Annotated in this window: 17 protein-coding genes; 12 read left to right on the top strand and 5 right to left on the bottom strand. The window is 33.1% G+C overall.

Features of this window, described 5'->3' with window-relative positions; translation table 11 throughout:
* Positions 1-25: 25 nt before the first annotated feature.
* From G7034_RS04600 to menA, 6 genes are all read left to right on the top strand, one after another.
* Positions 26-1060 carry a threonine aldolase family protein gene (locus tag G7034_RS04600; protein ID WP_166399795.1) on the top strand — a complete coding sequence of 345 codons (1035 nt, stop codon included), beginning with the start codon at positions 26-28 and terminating at the stop codon, positions 1058-1060.
* An 87-nt stretch (positions 1061-1147) separates the two neighbouring features.
* Positions 1148-2911, top strand: coding sequence for a DEAD/DEAH box helicase (locus G7034_RS04595; protein WP_166399794.1), 1764 nt, complete (start codon positions 1148-1150; stop codon positions 2909-2911).
* A gap of 80 nt (positions 2912-2991) precedes the next feature.
* A complete protein-coding gene (locus G7034_RS04590; RefSeq protein WP_166399793.1) occupies positions 2992-3783 on the top strand; it encodes a carboxypeptidase-like regulatory domain-containing protein in 792 nt (263 codons plus the stop codon).
* Between the two features lies 1 nt (position 3784).
* A complete protein-coding gene (locus G7034_RS04585; RefSeq protein WP_166399792.1) occupies positions 3785-4471 on the top strand; it encodes an SIR2 family NAD-dependent protein deacylase in 687 nt (228 codons plus the stop codon).
* Between the two features lie 9 nt (positions 4472-4480).
* Positions 4481-5818 (top strand): adenylosuccinate lyase, encoded by a 1338-nt coding sequence (gene purB, locus G7034_RS04580; RefSeq protein ID WP_166399791.1) that lies wholly within the window; start codon positions 4481-4483, stop codon positions 5816-5818.
* Positions 5818-6723: a 1,4-dihydroxy-2-naphthoate octaprenyltransferase gene (gene menA, locus G7034_RS04575; protein ID WP_166399790.1), complete on the top strand. Its 906-nt coding sequence runs from the start codon at positions 5818-5820 to the stop codon at positions 6721-6723. Before purB ends, menA begins: the two co-directional genes overlap by 1 nt.
* Here the strand turns inward: menA and G7034_RS04570 are convergent.
* Positions 6720-7310, bottom strand: a complete 591-nt coding sequence (locus G7034_RS04570) for an acyl carrier protein phosphodiesterase (RefSeq protein WP_166399789.1) — start codon at positions 7308-7310, stop codon at positions 6720-6722. The genes menA and G7034_RS04570 overlap by 4 nt on opposite strands.
* A gap of 91 nt (positions 7311-7401) precedes the next feature.
* On the opposite strand from G7034_RS04570, the gene glmM reads away from it, so the two are divergent.
* The 4 genes from glmM (at position 7402) to G7034_RS04550 (ending at position 11691) form a co-directional block, all read left to right on the top strand.
* Positions 7402-8787, top strand: coding sequence for a phosphoglucosamine mutase (gene glmM / locus G7034_RS04565; protein ID WP_166399788.1), 1386 nt, complete (start codon positions 7402-7404; stop codon positions 8785-8787).
* A 472-nt stretch (positions 8788-9259) separates the two neighbouring features.
* Entirely contained in the window at positions 9260-10444 is a 1185-nt protein-coding gene (locus tag G7034_RS04560; protein WP_166399787.1) for a THUMP-like domain-containing protein, read from the top strand.
* Positions 10444-11046, top strand: a complete 603-nt coding sequence (locus G7034_RS04555; RefSeq protein ID WP_166399786.1) for a hypothetical protein — start codon at positions 10444-10446, stop codon at positions 11044-11046. The genes G7034_RS04560 and G7034_RS04555 overlap by 1 nt, the downstream gene beginning before the upstream one ends.
* A 9-nt stretch (positions 11047-11055) precedes the next feature.
* Entirely contained in the window at positions 11056-11691 is a 636-nt protein-coding gene (locus G7034_RS04550) for a hypothetical protein (RefSeq protein WP_166399785.1), read from the top strand.
* Positions 11692-11704: 13 nt separating this feature from the next.
* On the opposite strand, the gene G7034_RS04545 is transcribed toward G7034_RS04550, so the two are convergent.
* Positions 11705-12070 (bottom strand): DUF779 domain-containing protein, encoded by a 366-nt coding sequence (locus G7034_RS04545; protein WP_166399784.1) that lies wholly within the window; start codon positions 12068-12070, stop codon positions 11705-11707.
* Between the two features lie 9 nt (positions 12071-12079).
* Complete coding sequence (locus G7034_RS04540; protein WP_166399783.1) at positions 12080-13579, bottom strand: aldehyde dehydrogenase family protein; 1500 nt, start codon at positions 13577-13579, stop codon at positions 12080-12082.
* Between the two features lie 110 nt (positions 13580-13689).
* Here G7034_RS04540 and G7034_RS04535 point away from each other — a divergent pair, with 110 nt between their 5' ends.
* Entirely contained in the window at positions 13690-14604 is a 915-nt protein-coding gene (locus tag G7034_RS04535) for an AraC family transcriptional regulator (protein ID WP_166399782.1), read from the top strand.
* On the opposite strand, the gene G7034_RS04530 is transcribed toward G7034_RS04535, so the two are convergent.
* A complete protein-coding gene (locus G7034_RS04530) occupies positions 14597-15316 on the bottom strand; it encodes a CDP-alcohol phosphatidyltransferase family protein (protein ID WP_166399781.1) in 720 nt (239 codons plus the stop codon). The genes G7034_RS04535 and G7034_RS04530 overlap by 8 nt on opposite strands.
* Before the next feature lie 93 nt (positions 15317-15409).
* Here G7034_RS04530 and G7034_RS04525 point away from each other — a divergent pair, with 93 nt between their 5' ends.
* Positions 15410-16477: a putative type IX sorting system protein PorV2 gene (locus G7034_RS04525; RefSeq protein ID WP_166399780.1), complete on the top strand. Its 1068-nt coding sequence runs from the start codon at positions 15410-15412 to the stop codon at positions 16475-16477.
* On the opposite strand, the gene G7034_RS04520 is transcribed toward G7034_RS04525, so the two are convergent.
* Entirely contained in the window at positions 16478-17416 is a 939-nt protein-coding gene (locus G7034_RS04520) for a YihY/virulence factor BrkB family protein (protein ID WP_166399779.1), read from the bottom strand.
* Positions 17417-17453 lie beyond the last annotated feature (37 nt).

The raw sequence follows: 17453 nt of genomic DNA, 5'->3' as shown, positions 1-17453 counted from the left end.
TATTTTTTTTAATATTTTTACCGCTATGAAAGAAACAATAGATTTACGAAGTGATACCGTAACAAAGCCAACACCAGGAATGATGGAGGCTATTTTGAATGCCAAAGTAGGCGATGATGTTTACAAAGAAGACCCATCAGCAAATGCCTTAGAAAATTACGTAGCTAATTTATTTGGAATGGATGAAGCGCTTTATTTTCCCACCGGAAGCATGGCCAATCAAGCGGCCATAAAACTTCATACCCAACCCGCCGAGCAGCTAATTTGCGATCATTATGGGCATGTTTACAATTATGAAGGGGGAGGCGTTTCTTTTAATTCTGGAGTTTCCTGTAAATTAATTCAAGGGAACCGAGGGAAAATTAACGCACAACAGATTGAACAAGCCATCAATCCACCCGATTTTTATCATAGTCCGAAAACAAGCCTAGTTTGTTTAGAAAACACCACAAATAAAGGAGGTGGTGCATGTTATAATTTATCAGAAATTCAACCCATTAGAGCGCTATGCAATAAACATGAGTTAGGCTTACATTTAGACGGAGCAAGAATAGCCAACGCGTTAGTTTATAAAAAACAAGACCCCAAGGATTTTGGGAAACTTTTTGATACCATTACAATCTGCTTATCTAAAGGACTTGGTGCGCCAATGGGCACTGTTTTAGTAGGCAAAAAAGAAATCATGAAAAACGCTATGCGTGTACGAAAAGTTCTAGGAGGAGGTATGCGGCAAGTTGGATTCATGGCAGCCGCTGGATTGTACGCCCTGCAAAATCAAATGCAAAGTTTAGAAGAAGACCACAAAAAAGCCATAGAAATTGAAGCTTTACTGAACAAATTAGACTACATTGAAAAAGTTGATTCTGTTGAAACTAATATCGTTATTTTTTATATTAAGGATAAAAATCAAACAGAAAAATTTGTTTCGCATTTAGAAGCATGCCAAATTCGAATAAGCGAAATGGGAGAAGGTAAATTGCGTGTAGTAACACATTTAGATTATTCAGATTTGATGCATGAACACTTTTTAGAGAGCCTTAATCAATTCAAAATTAATTAAAGCTTTCGTATTCAGCTATTTAAAAAACAAGTAAAAACAGTTATTGTCATTTATTAAACGTACCTTTGCACCTATTTTAATAATTATATGACAAATTTTGAAAATTTAGGCTTAAGCCAAGACTTGTTGAAAGCAATTCAACAAATGGGTTTTGAGTCGCCAAGTGAAGTTCAGCAGCAAGCCATTCCAGTATTGCTTCAAGAAGAAACAGATTTAGTTGCACTTGCACAAACAGGAACTGGAAAAACAGCTGCTTTTGGCTTTCCACTTATTCAACAAATTGACCTCGGGAAAAAGAAGACACAAGGATTAATTTTATCTCCTACCAGAGAATTGTGTTTACAAATTACCAATGAGATTGAAAAATACAGCCAATTTATTGGAGGTATGAAAACGGTGGCCATTTATGGCGGGGCAAGCATTAGCGACCAAGAAAGACAAATTAATCGCGGAGCACACATTATTGTAGCTACACCCGGAAGAATGAAAGACATGATTAGTCGCAGAATGATTGATATTACTGAGATTGATGTATGTGTTTTAGACGAGGCCGACGAAATGTTAAATATGGGGTTTTATGAAGATATTCAAGACATCTTAAAAAACACCCCTAAAGACCGAAAAACATGGCTTTTTAGTGCAACAATGCCCAAAGAGGTAGCACAAATTGCTAAAGATTTTATGAAAACCCCACAAGAAATTACCGTGGGCAGAAAAAATGTGAGTACCAAAAACGTTTCACATGAGTATTTTTTAGTGGGTGGTAGAGACCGCTATCCTGCCTTAAAACGCCTTGTTGATGTAAATCCAGATATTTACGCTGCTGTGTTTTGTAGAACAAAAAGAGACACTCAAAAAGTAGCTGAAAAATTAATAGAAGACGGCTATAGCGCAGCCGCTTTGCATGGCGATTTAAGTCAGCAACAACGTGATTTAGTGATGAAATCGTTTAGAAATAAACAAGTTCAAATGCTAGTAGCCACAGATGTAGCTGCTCGAGGTATCGACGTAGATGATATCACACACGTAATTAACTACCAATTACCTGACGAAATTGAAACCTACACACACCGAAGCGGAAGAACAGGAAGAGCTGGTAAAACAGGGAAATCACTTGTTATTGTAACAAAAGGTGAATTGAGGAAAATTAAACAAATTGAGAAAATTATAGGTCAGAAGTTTGTTGAGGATGAAATTCCTACTGGCGATGAAATATGTAAGAAACAATTGTTTTATTTAGCGGGCAAAATTGCAACCAACGAAGCTAGTAAAGATATTGATACATTCTTACCACAATTAGAAGAACAGCTAGCAGAATTATCTAAAGAAGATTTAATTAAGAAATTTTTTAGTGTAGAATTTGATCGATTTAATTCGTACTACAAAAAACAGAATGAATTAAGAACTCCTTCAGCATCAGAAAAAGATTTTCAAGGAAAAGGAAGAGCAGACTTTGGTAATGAAAACAGATTTTTCATCAATTTAGGCAGAAAAGATGGTTTAGATTGGATGCAATTAAAAGACTTCCTTAAAGAAGCTTTAGATTTTGGTAGAGACGATGTTGGAAAAGTAGATGTTATGGATACATTTTCATTTTTTAATGTAGATAAGTCAAAAACAGATACCGTTTTAGAAATTTTAAATAACTTGGAACTTAACGGAAGAAAAGTGAGTGTTGAAATTACTGAGAAGAAATCGAAAGGAGGCGGTCGCGGTCGTGGAGATCGGAATAGAAGTCGGAGTGGCAGCGGAGGCGGTCACAGAAAAGGAAAACCAAGTGGTTTTAAATCAGGACAAAAAAACAATAGCAAATCTAAATCATTTGCTAGAAGAAGAGCTAAAAACTCATAATCAATAACTTAAGGAAAGATTATTGATATCTTTAAGAAAAAACATACTATCATTAGATAATTAACTATTTTAGCGCATCTATGATTAACAAATTTTTCTTTCTACTATTCATCTTTCCCATTTTCATTTGGGCTCAGGACAGTACTGAAATCAAACTGGATTCTCCTAAGCCCAACTTGGAAATAATAAGCGGTAAAGTTTTAAATGCGGCTAACGACCTTCCATTAAGTAATGTTAATATTGTAAACACCTCAAGGGTTCAAGGAAGTATATCTGACCAAGAAGGTGAATTTACCTTAATGGCATCGGTTAATGATACACTCTATTTTTCTTATTTAGGCTTTAAATCCATTCAAGTTAAAGTAACCGAAGACTGGACTAAGTTTGGCGACGTTAAAATTAAAATGACTGAAGCCTCTATTGCTCTTGAAGAAGTAACAGTTAGAGAACTAAGGCTTACCGGGTTTTTAGAAATTGACGCAAAAAATATACCTATTTATGAAAATTATAGATACAGTATATCTGGTCTAGATTATGCGTATGAGGGAGGTGGTTACCAAAAAACTTCTTTTTCAAAAACATTAGATGCTGTTTTTAATCCCGCCGATTTACTCTATAATGCCTTTGGAAAAAAAGGCAACGAAATGCGTAAATTAAGACAAATGAAAGCAGATGATGAAATTAGAAATATTTTACAAGATAAGTTTGACCGAAAAACACTTGGAGCAATCCTAGGTTTGGCTAAAGAAGACATTGAAAATATTTTAAAACGATGTGATTTTTCAAAAGATTTTATAAAAACAGCCAACGACTTACAGGTGTTAGACGCCATAAGTGGCTGCTATGAAGAATATAGAGCTGTAAATAGGTAAAATGAAAAAATTAGTTGTTCTTACAGGAGCGGGTGTGAGTGCAGAAAGTGGAGTAAAAACTTTTAGAGACGATAACGGACTATGGGAAGGCCATGACGTTATAGAAGTTGCTACACCAGAAGGTTTTGCAAGTAACCCTCAATTAGTTTTAGATTTTTATAACCAAAGAAGGAGGCAGCTTAAAAATGTAAAACCTAATTTAGCTCATCAACTATTAGCCGATTTAGAAAAACACTTTAAGGTTGAAATAGTAACTCAAAATGTTGATGATCTTCACGAACGTGCCGGAAGCTCTAATGTAACTCATCTTCATGGCGAATTAATGAAGGTAAGAAGCATAGCCAACGAGAACCTTGTTATAGATTGGGATAAAGAGCTAAATTTAGGCGACCTTGCTCCAGACGGTAATCAGTTAAGACCCTTTGTTGTTTGGTTTGGAGAAGCGGTACCTATGATGGAAAAAGCCATGCAAATTGTTTCTCAAGCAGATATTTTACTGATTATAGGAACCTCAATGCAAGTTTATCCCGCTGCTGGTTTGATTGATTTTATTTCTCAAGAAACTCCAATTTACTTTATTGATCCAAATCCTAGTATTAGTAAACAAAATAACCTAACTATTCTTGAAAAAAATGCTTCAACCGGAATGCAGGAATTACAAAAACATTTAATCAACACATACCTTTAATTAAAGACAATGAACACTTTACTCAGTATTTCACCCATAGACGGAAGATATCACAATAAAACTGAAAAGCTAATTCCTTACTTAAGTGAATTTGGTTTGATTAAATATCGAGTGCTTGTAGAAATTGAATATTTTATTCAGCTCTGTGAAATTCCGCTTCCTCAATTAGCAAAAGTTGATTCTTCGTTTTTTCCTAAATTGAGGAAAATTTATAGCAATTTTAGTATTGAAGATGCAAGTAAAATTAAGGACATAGAAAAGGTTACTAATCACGATGTAAAAGCTGTTGAATACTTTATAAAATCCAAATTTGACGAACTTGGCTTGCAGGAGTTTAAAGAATTTATTCATTTTGGTTTAACTTCTCAAGACATCAACAACACAGCCGTTCCGTTGTCATTAAAGGTTGCTTTTGAAGAAGTCTATATGCCAGTTTTAGAAGAGTTAAAAGACCAGCTTCAAACACTTCAAAATGAATGGAAAGATGTTCCTATGTTAGCTAGAACTCATGGTCAACCGGCCTCTCCAACACGGTTAGGAAAAGAAATTGGAGTTTTTGTACAGCGTCTTGATGAACAAATTAAATTAGTTTTGCAAATTCCTTTTGCTGCTAAATTTGGAGGAGCAACTGGAAATTATAATGCGCACCATGTGGCTTATCCTAAAATAAATTGGAAAGCTTTTGGAAATAAATTTGTTGAAGACCGCCTAGGGCTTTACCACTCCTTCCCTACTACACAAATTGAACATTACGATCATTTAGCCGCACTTTTTGACGGATTAAAACGAATAAACAACGTTATAAACGACCTCAATAAAGATATTTGGTCTTATGTTTCTATGGATTATTTCAAACAAAAAATAAAAAAAGGAGAAATAGGGTCTTCTGCAATGCCGCATAAAGTAAACCCTATTGATTTTGAAAATTCAGAAGGAAATATAGGCATTGCCAATGCAAATTTTGAACACTTATCAAGTAAATTACCTATTAGTAGGTTGCAGAGAGATTTAACCGATTCAACTGTACTAAGAAACATAGGTGTGCCAATTGGTCACACTTTAATTGCTTTTCAATCTACTTTAAAAGGCTTAAATAAACTTTTATTAAACGAAGATAAATTAAACACGGACCTAGAAAATCAGTGGGCTGTTGTAGCTGAAGCTATTCAAACTATTCTGCGAAGGGAAGCTTATCCCAACCCATATGAAGCCTTAAAAGATTTGACTAGAACCAATACTAAAATAACTAAAGAAAGTATGCATGCTTTTATTTCATCGTTAGCAATTAATGATGCTGTAAAAGAAGAATTAATGCAGATTACACCACAAAACTACACAGGAATTTAATGAAAAAAATTAAAGCTTGGGTCAATGCAGCTAGGTTAAGAACCCTGCCACTATCTGTAGCTGGTATTTTAATGAGTAGTGCTTTTGTGTATGCTACCCCGCAATGGAATAATCTTATTTTTTGGTTAGCTATATTAACCACATTAGCCTTACAAATCTTATCTAATTTCGCCAACGACTATGGCGATGGTGTAAAAGGTACCGACAATAATGAAAGAACAGGACCAAAAAGAGCCTTGCAATCAGGCTTGTTAACCGATAAAGAGCTAAAAAAAGGAATCATTATCAATGCTGCAATTGCTTTTTTGTTAGCTTTAGCCTTAATTTACCAAGCTTTTGGTAGTGAAAATTTTTTCTATTCAATTTTATTTCTGATACTAGGAATTATAGCTATTGTAGCTGCAATCAATTATACTGTTGGTAATTCGGCTTATGGCTACAAAGGGTTTGGCGATTTATTTGTGTTTCTATTTTTTGGTTTGGTTAGTGTAATTGGGTCTTATTTTTTATACACAAAACTTATTAACATTAAAATAGTTTTTCCAGGAATTGGTATAGGGTTATTAAGTACGGCTGTGCTTAACTTAAACAATATGCGTGATTTAGTAGGAGATAAAAATTCAAACAAACTCACTTTAGTAGTTCAAATGGGAATAAAAAAAGCAAAAGTTTATCACAGCCTTTTAATCCTTCTTGGATTGTTTTTTTCGCTGTTAACTATTGGTATTGAGGCTAAAAAAATTTCAGATCTACTTCCTTTTCTATTTGTTATTCCATTTTTTACCCATCTAATCAAGGTTCATAAAAATACCGTTGCAAAAGAACTTGATCCAGAACTAAAGAAAGTGGCATTAAGTACCTTTGGTTTATGTTTGTCCTGGATGTTACTTCAAATTTTCAGTTAGTTTCTAATTTGCTTGATTTCCTGAGCAGAATATTCTTTTAAATCCCTAAAAAAAGACCTAAACTGATGAGCAATAAATTCATCATTAGTAGTTAAGGTAGTAATGCACGAATGTAAGGCAGTAGCATTTTTGGTGCGCTTATTCATTTGCTTTAGTATTCTTGTTAATCCATCCAAATGTGCGTAACTAGACAGCCAGTCGCCTTTAGTTATAAAAGGAATTACTTCTTGTACACTTGAAGGTAAGTTACTTTTTCTAGTTAAAAGTAGTTGGTAAAAATTCTGTGCATATATTGTTAATGGGGTGTCATGGTAATCTGCCCAATTTTTAGCTAAATAATAATCAAATATTACATCAACTAATACGGCACTATAGTGTCTAAACTCATCAAAAAAAATAGTTCTAACCGCTCTTACTTCTTTGTGAGTATCGGTAAATCTATCAATTTTATGATGCAATTTAACGCCTTCCTGTTGTAATTTGGGAAGGACAAATACTTCTTTAGGCTTTAAAAAATCAGCTATAAAGTTACCAATCTTCAAGTCCTCATTATTTCCAGATAAGTATATGTGCGCTAAATAATTCATTGGTCTAAAATAATTAATAAAAGGAAAAATCGATTAAAATTTTATATAAAACAATGAAAACTTATATTTACACTTTTAAAATCAATTGCACATGACATTAATAAAATCCATTTCAGGAATTAGAGGAACTATAGGAGGAAAAACCAAAGAAAACTTAACTCCAGTTGATGCTGTAAAATTTGCCTCAGCTTATGGCACGTGGCTCAAGACTAAAACTAAGCAAAAACCTAAGGTAGTTGTAGGAAGAGATGCAAGAATTTCAGGAGAAATGATTCAAAGTTTAGTAATGCAAAGTTTGGTAGGCCTAGGTATTGAGGTTATTGATTTAGGACTTTCTACAACGCCAACGGTTGAAGTTGCAGTTACTAACGAAAAAGCAAATGGAGGTATTATTTTAACGGCAAGCCATAACCCTAAAGAGTGGAATGCTTTGAAATTATTAAATAAAAAAGGTGAGTTCCTAAATGCTGAAGATGGAAATATAATTTTGGAATTGGCTGAAAATGAAGACTTCGAATTTGCTCAAGTAGATGATTTAGGTAAAATTTTAAAAAACAACACTTATATTGATTTTCACATTGAGCAAGTTTTAGCACATCCGCTAGTAAACAAACAAGCAGTAAAAAAAGCAAATTTAAAAGTTGTTTTTGATGGGGTAAATTCTACAGGAGGTATTAGCATTCCTCCTCTCTTAAAAGCATTAGGCGTTGAAGTTGTTGAATTGTATTGCAAACCTACCGGACACTTTCCACACAATCCAGAGCCTTTAGAAAAACACCTTGGCGAATTAGCAAAATTGGTACTTGATGAAAAAGCAGACCTTGGCGTTACTGTTGATCCAGACGTTGACCGCTTGGCTTTTATGGATGAAAATGGAAAAATGTTTGGCGAAGAATACACCTTAGTAAGTGTAGCAGATTATGTACTAAGTAAAGAAAAAGGGAACACAGTTAGTAATTTATCCTCCACTAGAGCATTACGAGACGTCACAGAAAAACACGGTGGTCAATATTTTGCTAGCGCCGTTGGAGAAGTGAATGTTGTAGCTAAAATGAAAGAAGTAAACGCAGTTATTGGCGGGGAAGGAAATGGTGGAATTATTGACCCAAAACTACATTATGGTCGAGATAGCCTAATTGGCTTAGCTTTATTTTTGTCTCTTTTAGCTGAAAAGCAAATAAAAGTCTCTGCATTAAAAGCAACTTACCCCAGTTATTTTATGGCAAAAGAAAAAATTCAGCTAACACCTGAAATTGATGTTGACCAATTATTGCTTCAAATGAAAGATAACTATAAAAATGAGGAGGTTAATACAATTGATGGAGTAAAAATCGATTTTGAGAAAAAATGGGTGCATTTAAGAAAATCAAATACCGAACCTATTATACGCATTTACACCGAAGCTCCCTCGCAAGAAGAAGCCAATCAATTAGCGTCTAAAGTTATAAATGAAATAGAAATTTTGGTTAAGCGGTAAGTGGGTAATCATTAAAGATCTCATCATCAATGAAAATTACAATCGAAAATAAAACATATCCAACTAAAAAAGTTCTCCTGAATTTTATTGAGCTATCCTAAACAGCTATGATTTTAGATAGACTTGAAATCAAAAAGAATTTTATAAATTAATTGACTTGTTGAATTTTCTTCTAAAAACTAAATACTTAAACGAAAATGTTGGTTTAAAGAAATCGATTTTTATAATAAAACAAATGAATTTATAATAAAAAATATCCGAGTTTCAACCTATTTATTGAACACTAAAGGTTTTAAATTAGTAAATAATGAAGCTACTTTTATAATCTCTTATCAACAAATGATTAAACAGAACAAACGATCTAAGAGAAGTATTTTTAATACAGCTTATAGGAGTCTTATACCATCAGATTTAACAGATTTAAAGCAAACTTGCTTTAGCAAATCTATAACCTGCTTTATGAAGTAAATATATGAATGAAATAGCTGAAAAAATCAGAAAATACATTGCTGATAATTTAAATCAAGATATAAATAAATTAGTACTGAAAGGCTGCCCCTTTGAGGAGGTCAGTATTGAATTTTTAGTCAATCAAATTGAGGCAAGAAAGCGTCTTAAAAAAAAATTGCCTAGTTGGATTGAAAACCAAAAAATTATGTTTCCGCCACTAATTAACTTAGCCCAAACTTCATCAGAAATTACTGCTAATTATAAATCAAAACTTTTGCAAGGTGATTCTATCATTGACTTAACGGGAGGGTTTGGTGTTGACGCTTATTATTTGTCCAAAAAGTTTAAGAAGGTTTTTCATATAGAGCATAATGCCGAATTATCTAAGCTGGCAAAGTATAATTCAGCATTAATGATGCAATCTAATATTGATTTTTTAAATCAGAACAGTATTGATTTCTTGAAGTATTTAACTAAAAAAGTAGATTGTATTTACGTAGATCCTTCTCGAAGAAATGAACAAAAAAGAAAAGTGTTTCAACTGAAAGATTGTAGCCCCGACCTAATTGAAAATTGGTCTTTAATAGCTTCAAAAACTAAAAATTTACTGATTAAAACAAGTCCTATTTTAGATTTAAAACTAGGCTTAAAACAGCTTTCTAACGTAGTTGAAATACATATTGTTTCAGTAAAAAACGAAGTAAAAGAATTACTGTGGATCATAGATTTTGAAGCCTTGCAAACTAATGAAACAAAGATAAAATGCATCGACTTTAACGGAACTTCAGAAATGACTTTTGAAGGAAATTTCACTTTAGAAGATAAGGCAGAATCTATCTTTTCACCACCACAAAAGTACCTTTATGAACCTATGAGCTCAATAATGAAATCAGGTTTATTTAATTTGGTAAGTAGGCGTTTTAAATTAAAAAAACTTGATATAAATACCCACCTATACACAAGTGATAAACACATCGAAAATTTTTCTGGCAAGGTATTTGAAATCAGTGAAATAGTACCTTATAAAACAAAGCTCGTTAAAAAGCGTTTAAAATCTATGAAATTAAATGTAGTGAAAAAAAATTTTCCTACTTTAGTTAAGGAATTGATAAATAAATTCAAAATTGAAGAAGGTGGTGAAAATTTCGTTTTTTTTACCACATCTCAAAATACAAAAATAGTAATCCTTTGCAAAAGAATTAGTTAATGAAAAAAATATACCCATTATTACTGCTGTTTTTTATGGTTCAACTATTTGCACAAGAAAGCGATTGCAAGTACTCAGAAGTGAAATTAGGAAGTAAAAAGCATATTGCAGAACTCAGAACTGAGCCTACTATGGTAGAAAATTTTCAGACCGAGCAAAAAGGTCGTATTGTTGATTTTAGCCTCTTTAATACTAAAGGCTTAGTGATTTTAAATGTTGAAATTTATAAAGATGCTAAAGAAAAGCTGCTCCCTGTCTGTATCGGTAAAGGCGCTGAGTTAGAACTTAGTTTAAGTAATGGTGATAAAATTATTCTTCCTCAAATTGGAGCAAAGCTTTGTGGTTATGAAATTCCTTCTTCAGAAAAGGGGTTTGTTAACGTTAAAAACATGGCCTCTTTTTTAATCGCTGAAGATAAATTTGAAAACTTAAAGAATCATGAGGTGCTTTTTATTAATTTTTCTTCTAAAGAACTTAATTTCAGTTTTATCATGAAGTCAAGTCTTTATAATGAACAAACAAACCAAGAATTGTATCCTTCAAGGTTCTTTATTAACCAATTAGATTGTGTTGTTAATCCTAAAATTATAGTTCAAGACTAGTTTTACTTTATGAAAAAACAATTTCTAATAGGCGTATTTTTTCTTCACTTAAGTGGCTTAATTTGTTTTGCCCAAGAAGAAAATACCGAACAAAAAGATGTTTATGTAGGTCAAGAAAATGAGTGCATCTATTTAGCTTATAATCAAAATAAAAATGAAGAAATTGAGTTTATTCAAACAGAACCTGTAATGGTTGAAGAATGGACAACTCCCTTACGCGGAAGAGTAATAGATTTTAGCTTAATTTATAACAAAGGTAATGTTATCCTATACCTTGAGATTACAGAAGATGCTGAAGAAAACTTAAATCCAATTTGTATTGGAAATGACTCGCGAATTACGTTTCGATTAAAAAACGGAAACTACGTTAGCCTTCCTCAATTTGGCGAAAAAGTTTGCGGGTTTGTTAACCAAAAGGAAGCCGATTATTCCAACATTACAAATCGTGGTTTCTTTTTAATTGACCAAAATAATCTCCAGCAATTACAATCATCAGAAGTATATATTGCTTCATTACAATCAAAAAAATATCAATTAGATTTTATCTTTAGAAGTGAATTATACGATGAAATAAACGATTATTACGTTTACCCAGAATTGTATTTTATGAGTGAACTAGATTGTGTTTTAGATTTTCAAAAATAAAAAAAGGGAAGCATTATTTCTCCCCTTTTATAGCTTGTTTCTCTTCTTCAGTAAATAACCTGGAATGTACGATAAAGCGGTAACCTTCCGGAATTTCAAGCGAAAAACTTGAGCCTCTACCAGAAGTCACATCGATCGTTAAATGCGTATGTTTCCAGTATTCGTATTGCGCTTCGTTCATGTAAAAATCAACTCCTGCAATGCTTCCTAGATGAATATCTGAATCATCCATGTAAAAGTCATCTTTAGGAAGAAGCATAGGAGAAGATCCATCGCAGCAACCGCCGCTTTGATGAAAAATGACTTCTCCGTGCTTTTGCTTAAGTTGATGAACTAGTTCTTCTGCATTTTCTGTTATGTCAACTTTTTTTACTTCCATAATTCGTGTCTAAAAGAATCCTAATTTATTCTTATCATAAGAAATGAGCATGTTCTTGGTTTGTCTGTAATGGCCAAGCATCATTAAATGATTTTCTCTTCCAAAACCAGACTTTTTGTACCCACCAAATGGCGCATGCGCTGGATAATCGTGATAGCAATTCACCCAAACTCTACCGGCTTCTATCGCTCTTGGAATTTGATACAATTGGTGTGCATCTCGCGTCCAAACTCCTGCCCCTAAACCATAAAGGGTATCGTTAGCAATTTCTAAAGCTTCTTTTTCATCTTTAAAGGTACAAACTGAAACTACAGGACCAAAAATTTCTTCTTGGAAAACACGCATTTTGTTGTGTCCTTTCAGAATAGTAGGTTGAACATAAAATCCTTCTTCATACTCACCACTAGCTTTATAAGCCTCGCCACCTGCTAACACCTCAGCTCCTTCTTCCTTACCTATTTTGATATAGGAAAGAATCTTTTCAAATTGGTCATTAGAAGCTTGAGCGCCAACTTGTGTATTCATATCAAAAGGATCTCCTTGTGTAATGGCTTTTGTGCGTTTAATTACGCGTTCCATAAATGCTTCGTAGATATCTTCTTGAACCAAAATTCGAGATGGACACGTACATACCTCTCCTTGATTGAAGGCAAATAAAACTGCTCCTTCAATACACTTGTCTAAGAAATCATCGTCATGATCCATTACAGAATTAAAGAAAATATTAGGCGATTTACCACCTAACTCCATCGTAACTGGATTAAGGTTTTTAGATGCATATTGCATAATTAATTGTCCCGTTGTTGTTTCTCCGGTGAAAGCAACTTTTTTCACTCTAGAACTTGATGCCAATGGCTTTCCTGCCTCTGGGCCGAATCCATGAACAATATTTAACACACCTGCTGGAATAATCTCACTCATCACTTCTACGAAAAAAGTAACTGAGCTGGGGGTTTGTTCTGCGGGTTTAAGTACAATACAATTTCCTGCTGCTAATGCGGGAGCAACTTTCCATGCAAACATTAACAGCGGAAAGTTCCATGGAATAATCTGTGCTACAACTCCAAGCGGTTCTTTGATGATTAACGAAACAGTATGTTCGTTTAGTTCAGTAGCTGAGCCTTCTTCAGCTCTAATTACACCGGCAAAATACCTAAAATGATCTACCGCTAAAGGTATATCTGCATTTACAGTTTCGCGAATTGGCTTACCATTATCGTAGGTTTCAATGGCTGCAAATTCTTCCAATTTTTCTTCCAGTTTATCCGCTATTTTGTTAAGAACAGAAGCACGTTCTGTCGCTGATGTTTTTCCCCAGGATACGAAGGCTTCCCACGCGGCATCTATAGCCATATCAACGTCTTCTTTTTGAGACCGCGGATATTTCGCAATTAGTTGATTGTTTGTTGGGGAAGTATTCTCAAAATACTGCCCGCCTTTAGGTGCGACAAATTTTCCACCAATAAAATTCCCGTACTTTTCTTCAAATTTTGGTTTTGTGTAACTCATTATTTTTGATTTAAAATTATAATACGTTAAAACTACCTATTTAATTTGCTAAAAAATTTAATTATTCTATTTTTAGGGTGTACAATTCTATCAATTTAAAAATATACAATGTGAAAGATCTTTTAAAAACCCATCAATCACTTCGAAAAATTGAGACTTTAGTTGAAAACAGAACAGTTTATGGTGCTGAATTTGCAGAGCTAAATATTTATGAAACACATCAGAAAGCCGAGGGGGTTTACCTAAAATTTGATTTTCCTATTCTAGCAAGTATGATTTCTGGCAAAAAAATCATGCATTTAGAAGATTTAAAGCGTTTTGATTTTCTTCCTGGTGAATCGGTTGTATTACCTTCAAATAAAAAAATGATCATCGATTTTCCAGAAGCAACTTTAAATAATCCTACACAATGTCTAGCCTTAGGTATTGATAATCAAAAAATTGAGGAAACTGTAAATATGTATCAAAGTTTGACAGAAATTTTAGGTGATGAACAAATTCCCCTTCAACTTAACTCTCAAACTTGCCATCTAGCCAACGACCCAAACATTGAGTTTTTAATTCAACGTTTAATGAATACCTTTATTCAGACTAACAAAGCTAAAGATGCACTACTAGATATTATGATTAAAGAATTAATTGTTCGATTACTGCAAACTAAAGCTAAACTTACATTAATTAAAGAGACTTCTTCTTTATTTGATAACAACAGAATGGCTTTTATAGTAAAGTATATTAGAGAACACTTTAAAGAAAATATTTCCGTAGATAGTTTAGCTGAAAAGGCCTGTATGAGTACGTCTAACTTTTACAAGAAATTTAAAAACACCTTTGGAGAAACTCCTATTGATTATTTAAATACTGAACGCATTAAGTTTGCGAAAAAATTAATTAGAAATTCCAACAAAAAAATAGTGGAAATTGCTGAACTTGCAGGATTCAACAGCTCAAGTTATTTTAATCGAATTTTCAAAAAAACAGAAGGAATAACTCCTAACCAGTATCGCTTAAGTTTAGCTATTTAGTAATAGTTGATTCTTTAGGAATGAAAACAGACAAAATAATATAAGCTATAATGCTTAAAAACACACCCAAATATGCAAACAAACCAATTAGTGCTAAAGCTAAAATAAGGATGAAGTACCTGTACCAATTTTCTTGAAGCTTTAGACTTTTAAACTTTAAGCCAAATAAAGTTACTTCCATGTTCAACAGAAACAGGCTACCAATTGAGAGTAAAATTAAAAAATACGAATTGGCTATAATAGAGTGAAACACAAATTCTTCTTGATAGCGAATAACCAATAAAATGGATAGGACTAATAAAGCGTTTGAAGGTGTTGGTAATCCTATAAATGCTGAGGTTTGCCGCGAATCAATATTAAATTTAGCCAATCGGTAAGCTGAACCAATCAAAATGAGAAAGGCCAAATAAGGGAAGTAAAATTCAATTTGAGAAGGCTGTTTTTCAGTAATTAATTCATTTAACATGAAGTAAACGCCTAAGGTAGGTACTAAGCCACTAGTAACCAAATCTGCTAAAGAATCTAATTGTAAACCTAAAGCTGAAGAAACATTAAGCATTCTTGCGGCTAATCCGTCAAAGAAATCAAAGAAAATTCCAATTAAAACCAAAATTGAAGCAATTAGAAAATCTCCATCAAGGATAAATATACAGGCAATTCCTCCACATACTAAATTTAAACTTGTAATCAAGTTAGGAATATGTTTCTTCATTTTTACATTATTTTTGCATTCATACAATAATACAATGCAAAATAAGTTTTTAATATTGTAAATATATAGCATATTTGTCAAAATCTTTTTACTTTGAAAAAATCGTATTTTTTATTAACCTTTCTTTTCGTAATAGTTACTTACGGTCAAAGTGTTAGAAAATATTCTAATGAATTTTTAAATATAGGTGTTGATGCTGCAGCTTTTGGAATGGCTAATGCCGTAACAGCTTCAACTGAAGACGTTAACTCGGTCTATTGGAATCCAGCTGGATTGGTTCATATTGAAGACAATCAGTTTGCCGCTATGCATGCTAATTATTTTGCAAATATTGCTACTTATAATTACGTGGCTGGAGCAATGCCCATTGATGAAAATTCAGCAGTAGGCTTAAGCATGATTAGATTTGGTGTAGATGACATTATGAACACTACTCAGCTTATTGATAGTCAAGGGAATATTGATTACGACCGAATCAGCCTTTTTTCTACAGCAGATTATGCTTTTGCACTAACCTATTCCAGAAAAACAGGCATTGAGGGATTGAATTTAGGTGCTAATGCAAAGGTAATTAGAAAAGTTATAGGAGAATTTGCTGATGCTTGGGGATTTGGTTTTGATGTAGGTATTCAATACCGCACAGGCAAGTGGAAATTTGGCGCAATGGCAAGAGATATTACTACAACTTATAATACTTGGACAATTAATGAGGCTGAATTTGAAACCATTAGTGATGCTGTGGAAGGACAAAACCAAGAACGTCCAGAAACTACTGAAATTACACTTCCTAAACTTCAAATGGGAGTAGCCAAGAATTTTGATTTATCTAAAGATTTTGGATTAACCACTGCAGTAAATCTGGATTTTAGATTTGCTCAAACCAATGACCTTATTTCTTCTAGTAACTTAAGTGCTACACCAGCTGTTGGTTTTGAAGTTAATTATACCAAAATGGTTTTTTTACGAGGTGGTGTAGGAAATTTTCAGGAAGTAGAACAATTAGGCGGCGGAACCGCAATGGGGTTTCAACCTAATTTTGGAGTTGGTTTTCGCTATAATGGAATTCAAATTGATTATGCGTTCACAGATATAGGTGATCAAAGTGTGGCTTTGTATTCTAATATATTCTCCTTAAAACTCGACTGGTCTGTATTTAGGTAATTAGTCATCTTCTTCTTTAAGCGCTCTTAACTCAACTCGCATAGCTGATTTTTTTGGTTTTACATTAGTTCCATAGTAATTGGCTATATAGTAAGTAACCTGACCACCAAATAAGAAAATTAAAACTGAATAATACACCCAGATTAGTAAAATCACCAAAGAGCCTGCCGCTCCGTATGTGCTTCCAAAATCAGAGCTTCCCATATAAATTCCAATACCATATTTACCGAGAGCAAAAAGAACAGAAGTGATTACAGCACCAATCCATGTGTCTTTCCATTTTACTTTAGCATCAGGTAAAATCCTATACATTACTGTAAAAATAACTATTGTGGCTAGTTGAGCAACTAAAATTTGAACAAAACTTGTTAGATTGATGTTTAAGTTTTCAAAAATAAATTTAAACCGGGTTAAAACTAGAGTGATGATTGTTTCCAAAAGCAATGAAATAACTAAAATAAAACCAAGCGAAAAAACCACAGAAAAACTCCAAAGGCGATCAAAAACCTGCTTTAAAATTCCTGTACTTGGCCTAGTTTTTAAATGCCAAATGTGATTAATTCCTCTTTGCAAACTTACAAAAACAGTAGTAGCACTAAACAAAATGACCCCAACTGCAATTAGGTATGAAGCAAAACTAGTATCGTCTAAAGTGAAGTTCTCTAAGATATCTTCAATGCTACTAACCGCCTCTTTACCTGCTAAATTTTCTATTTGAATAAAGAGCTCGTTTTTAACCTCTGATTCATTATAGAAATAAGAACCTATATTTAGAATGATTACAAAAAAAGCAGGCAAGCTAAAAATTGTATAAAAGGCTGTTGCAGCTGCAAAACTTGATGAATCATTATTTATAAAATCCTTAATAGAATCAACAACTACTTTAACAAGTTTGATAGAATATAGTCGTTTATATATGCTCCTTAATTGCTTCTTCATAAGTTGTAAAATAAGAAAAAGTCCAAGACAAAATACT

It is taken from the genome of Psychroflexus maritimus (assembly GCF_011089875.1).
Classification (GTDB): domain Bacteria; phylum Bacteroidota; class Bacteroidia; order Flavobacteriales; family Flavobacteriaceae; genus Psychroflexus; species Psychroflexus maritimus.
Note: the sequence above shows the minus strand (reverse complement) of the source record. Positions and strands in the feature narration are given on the sequence as shown.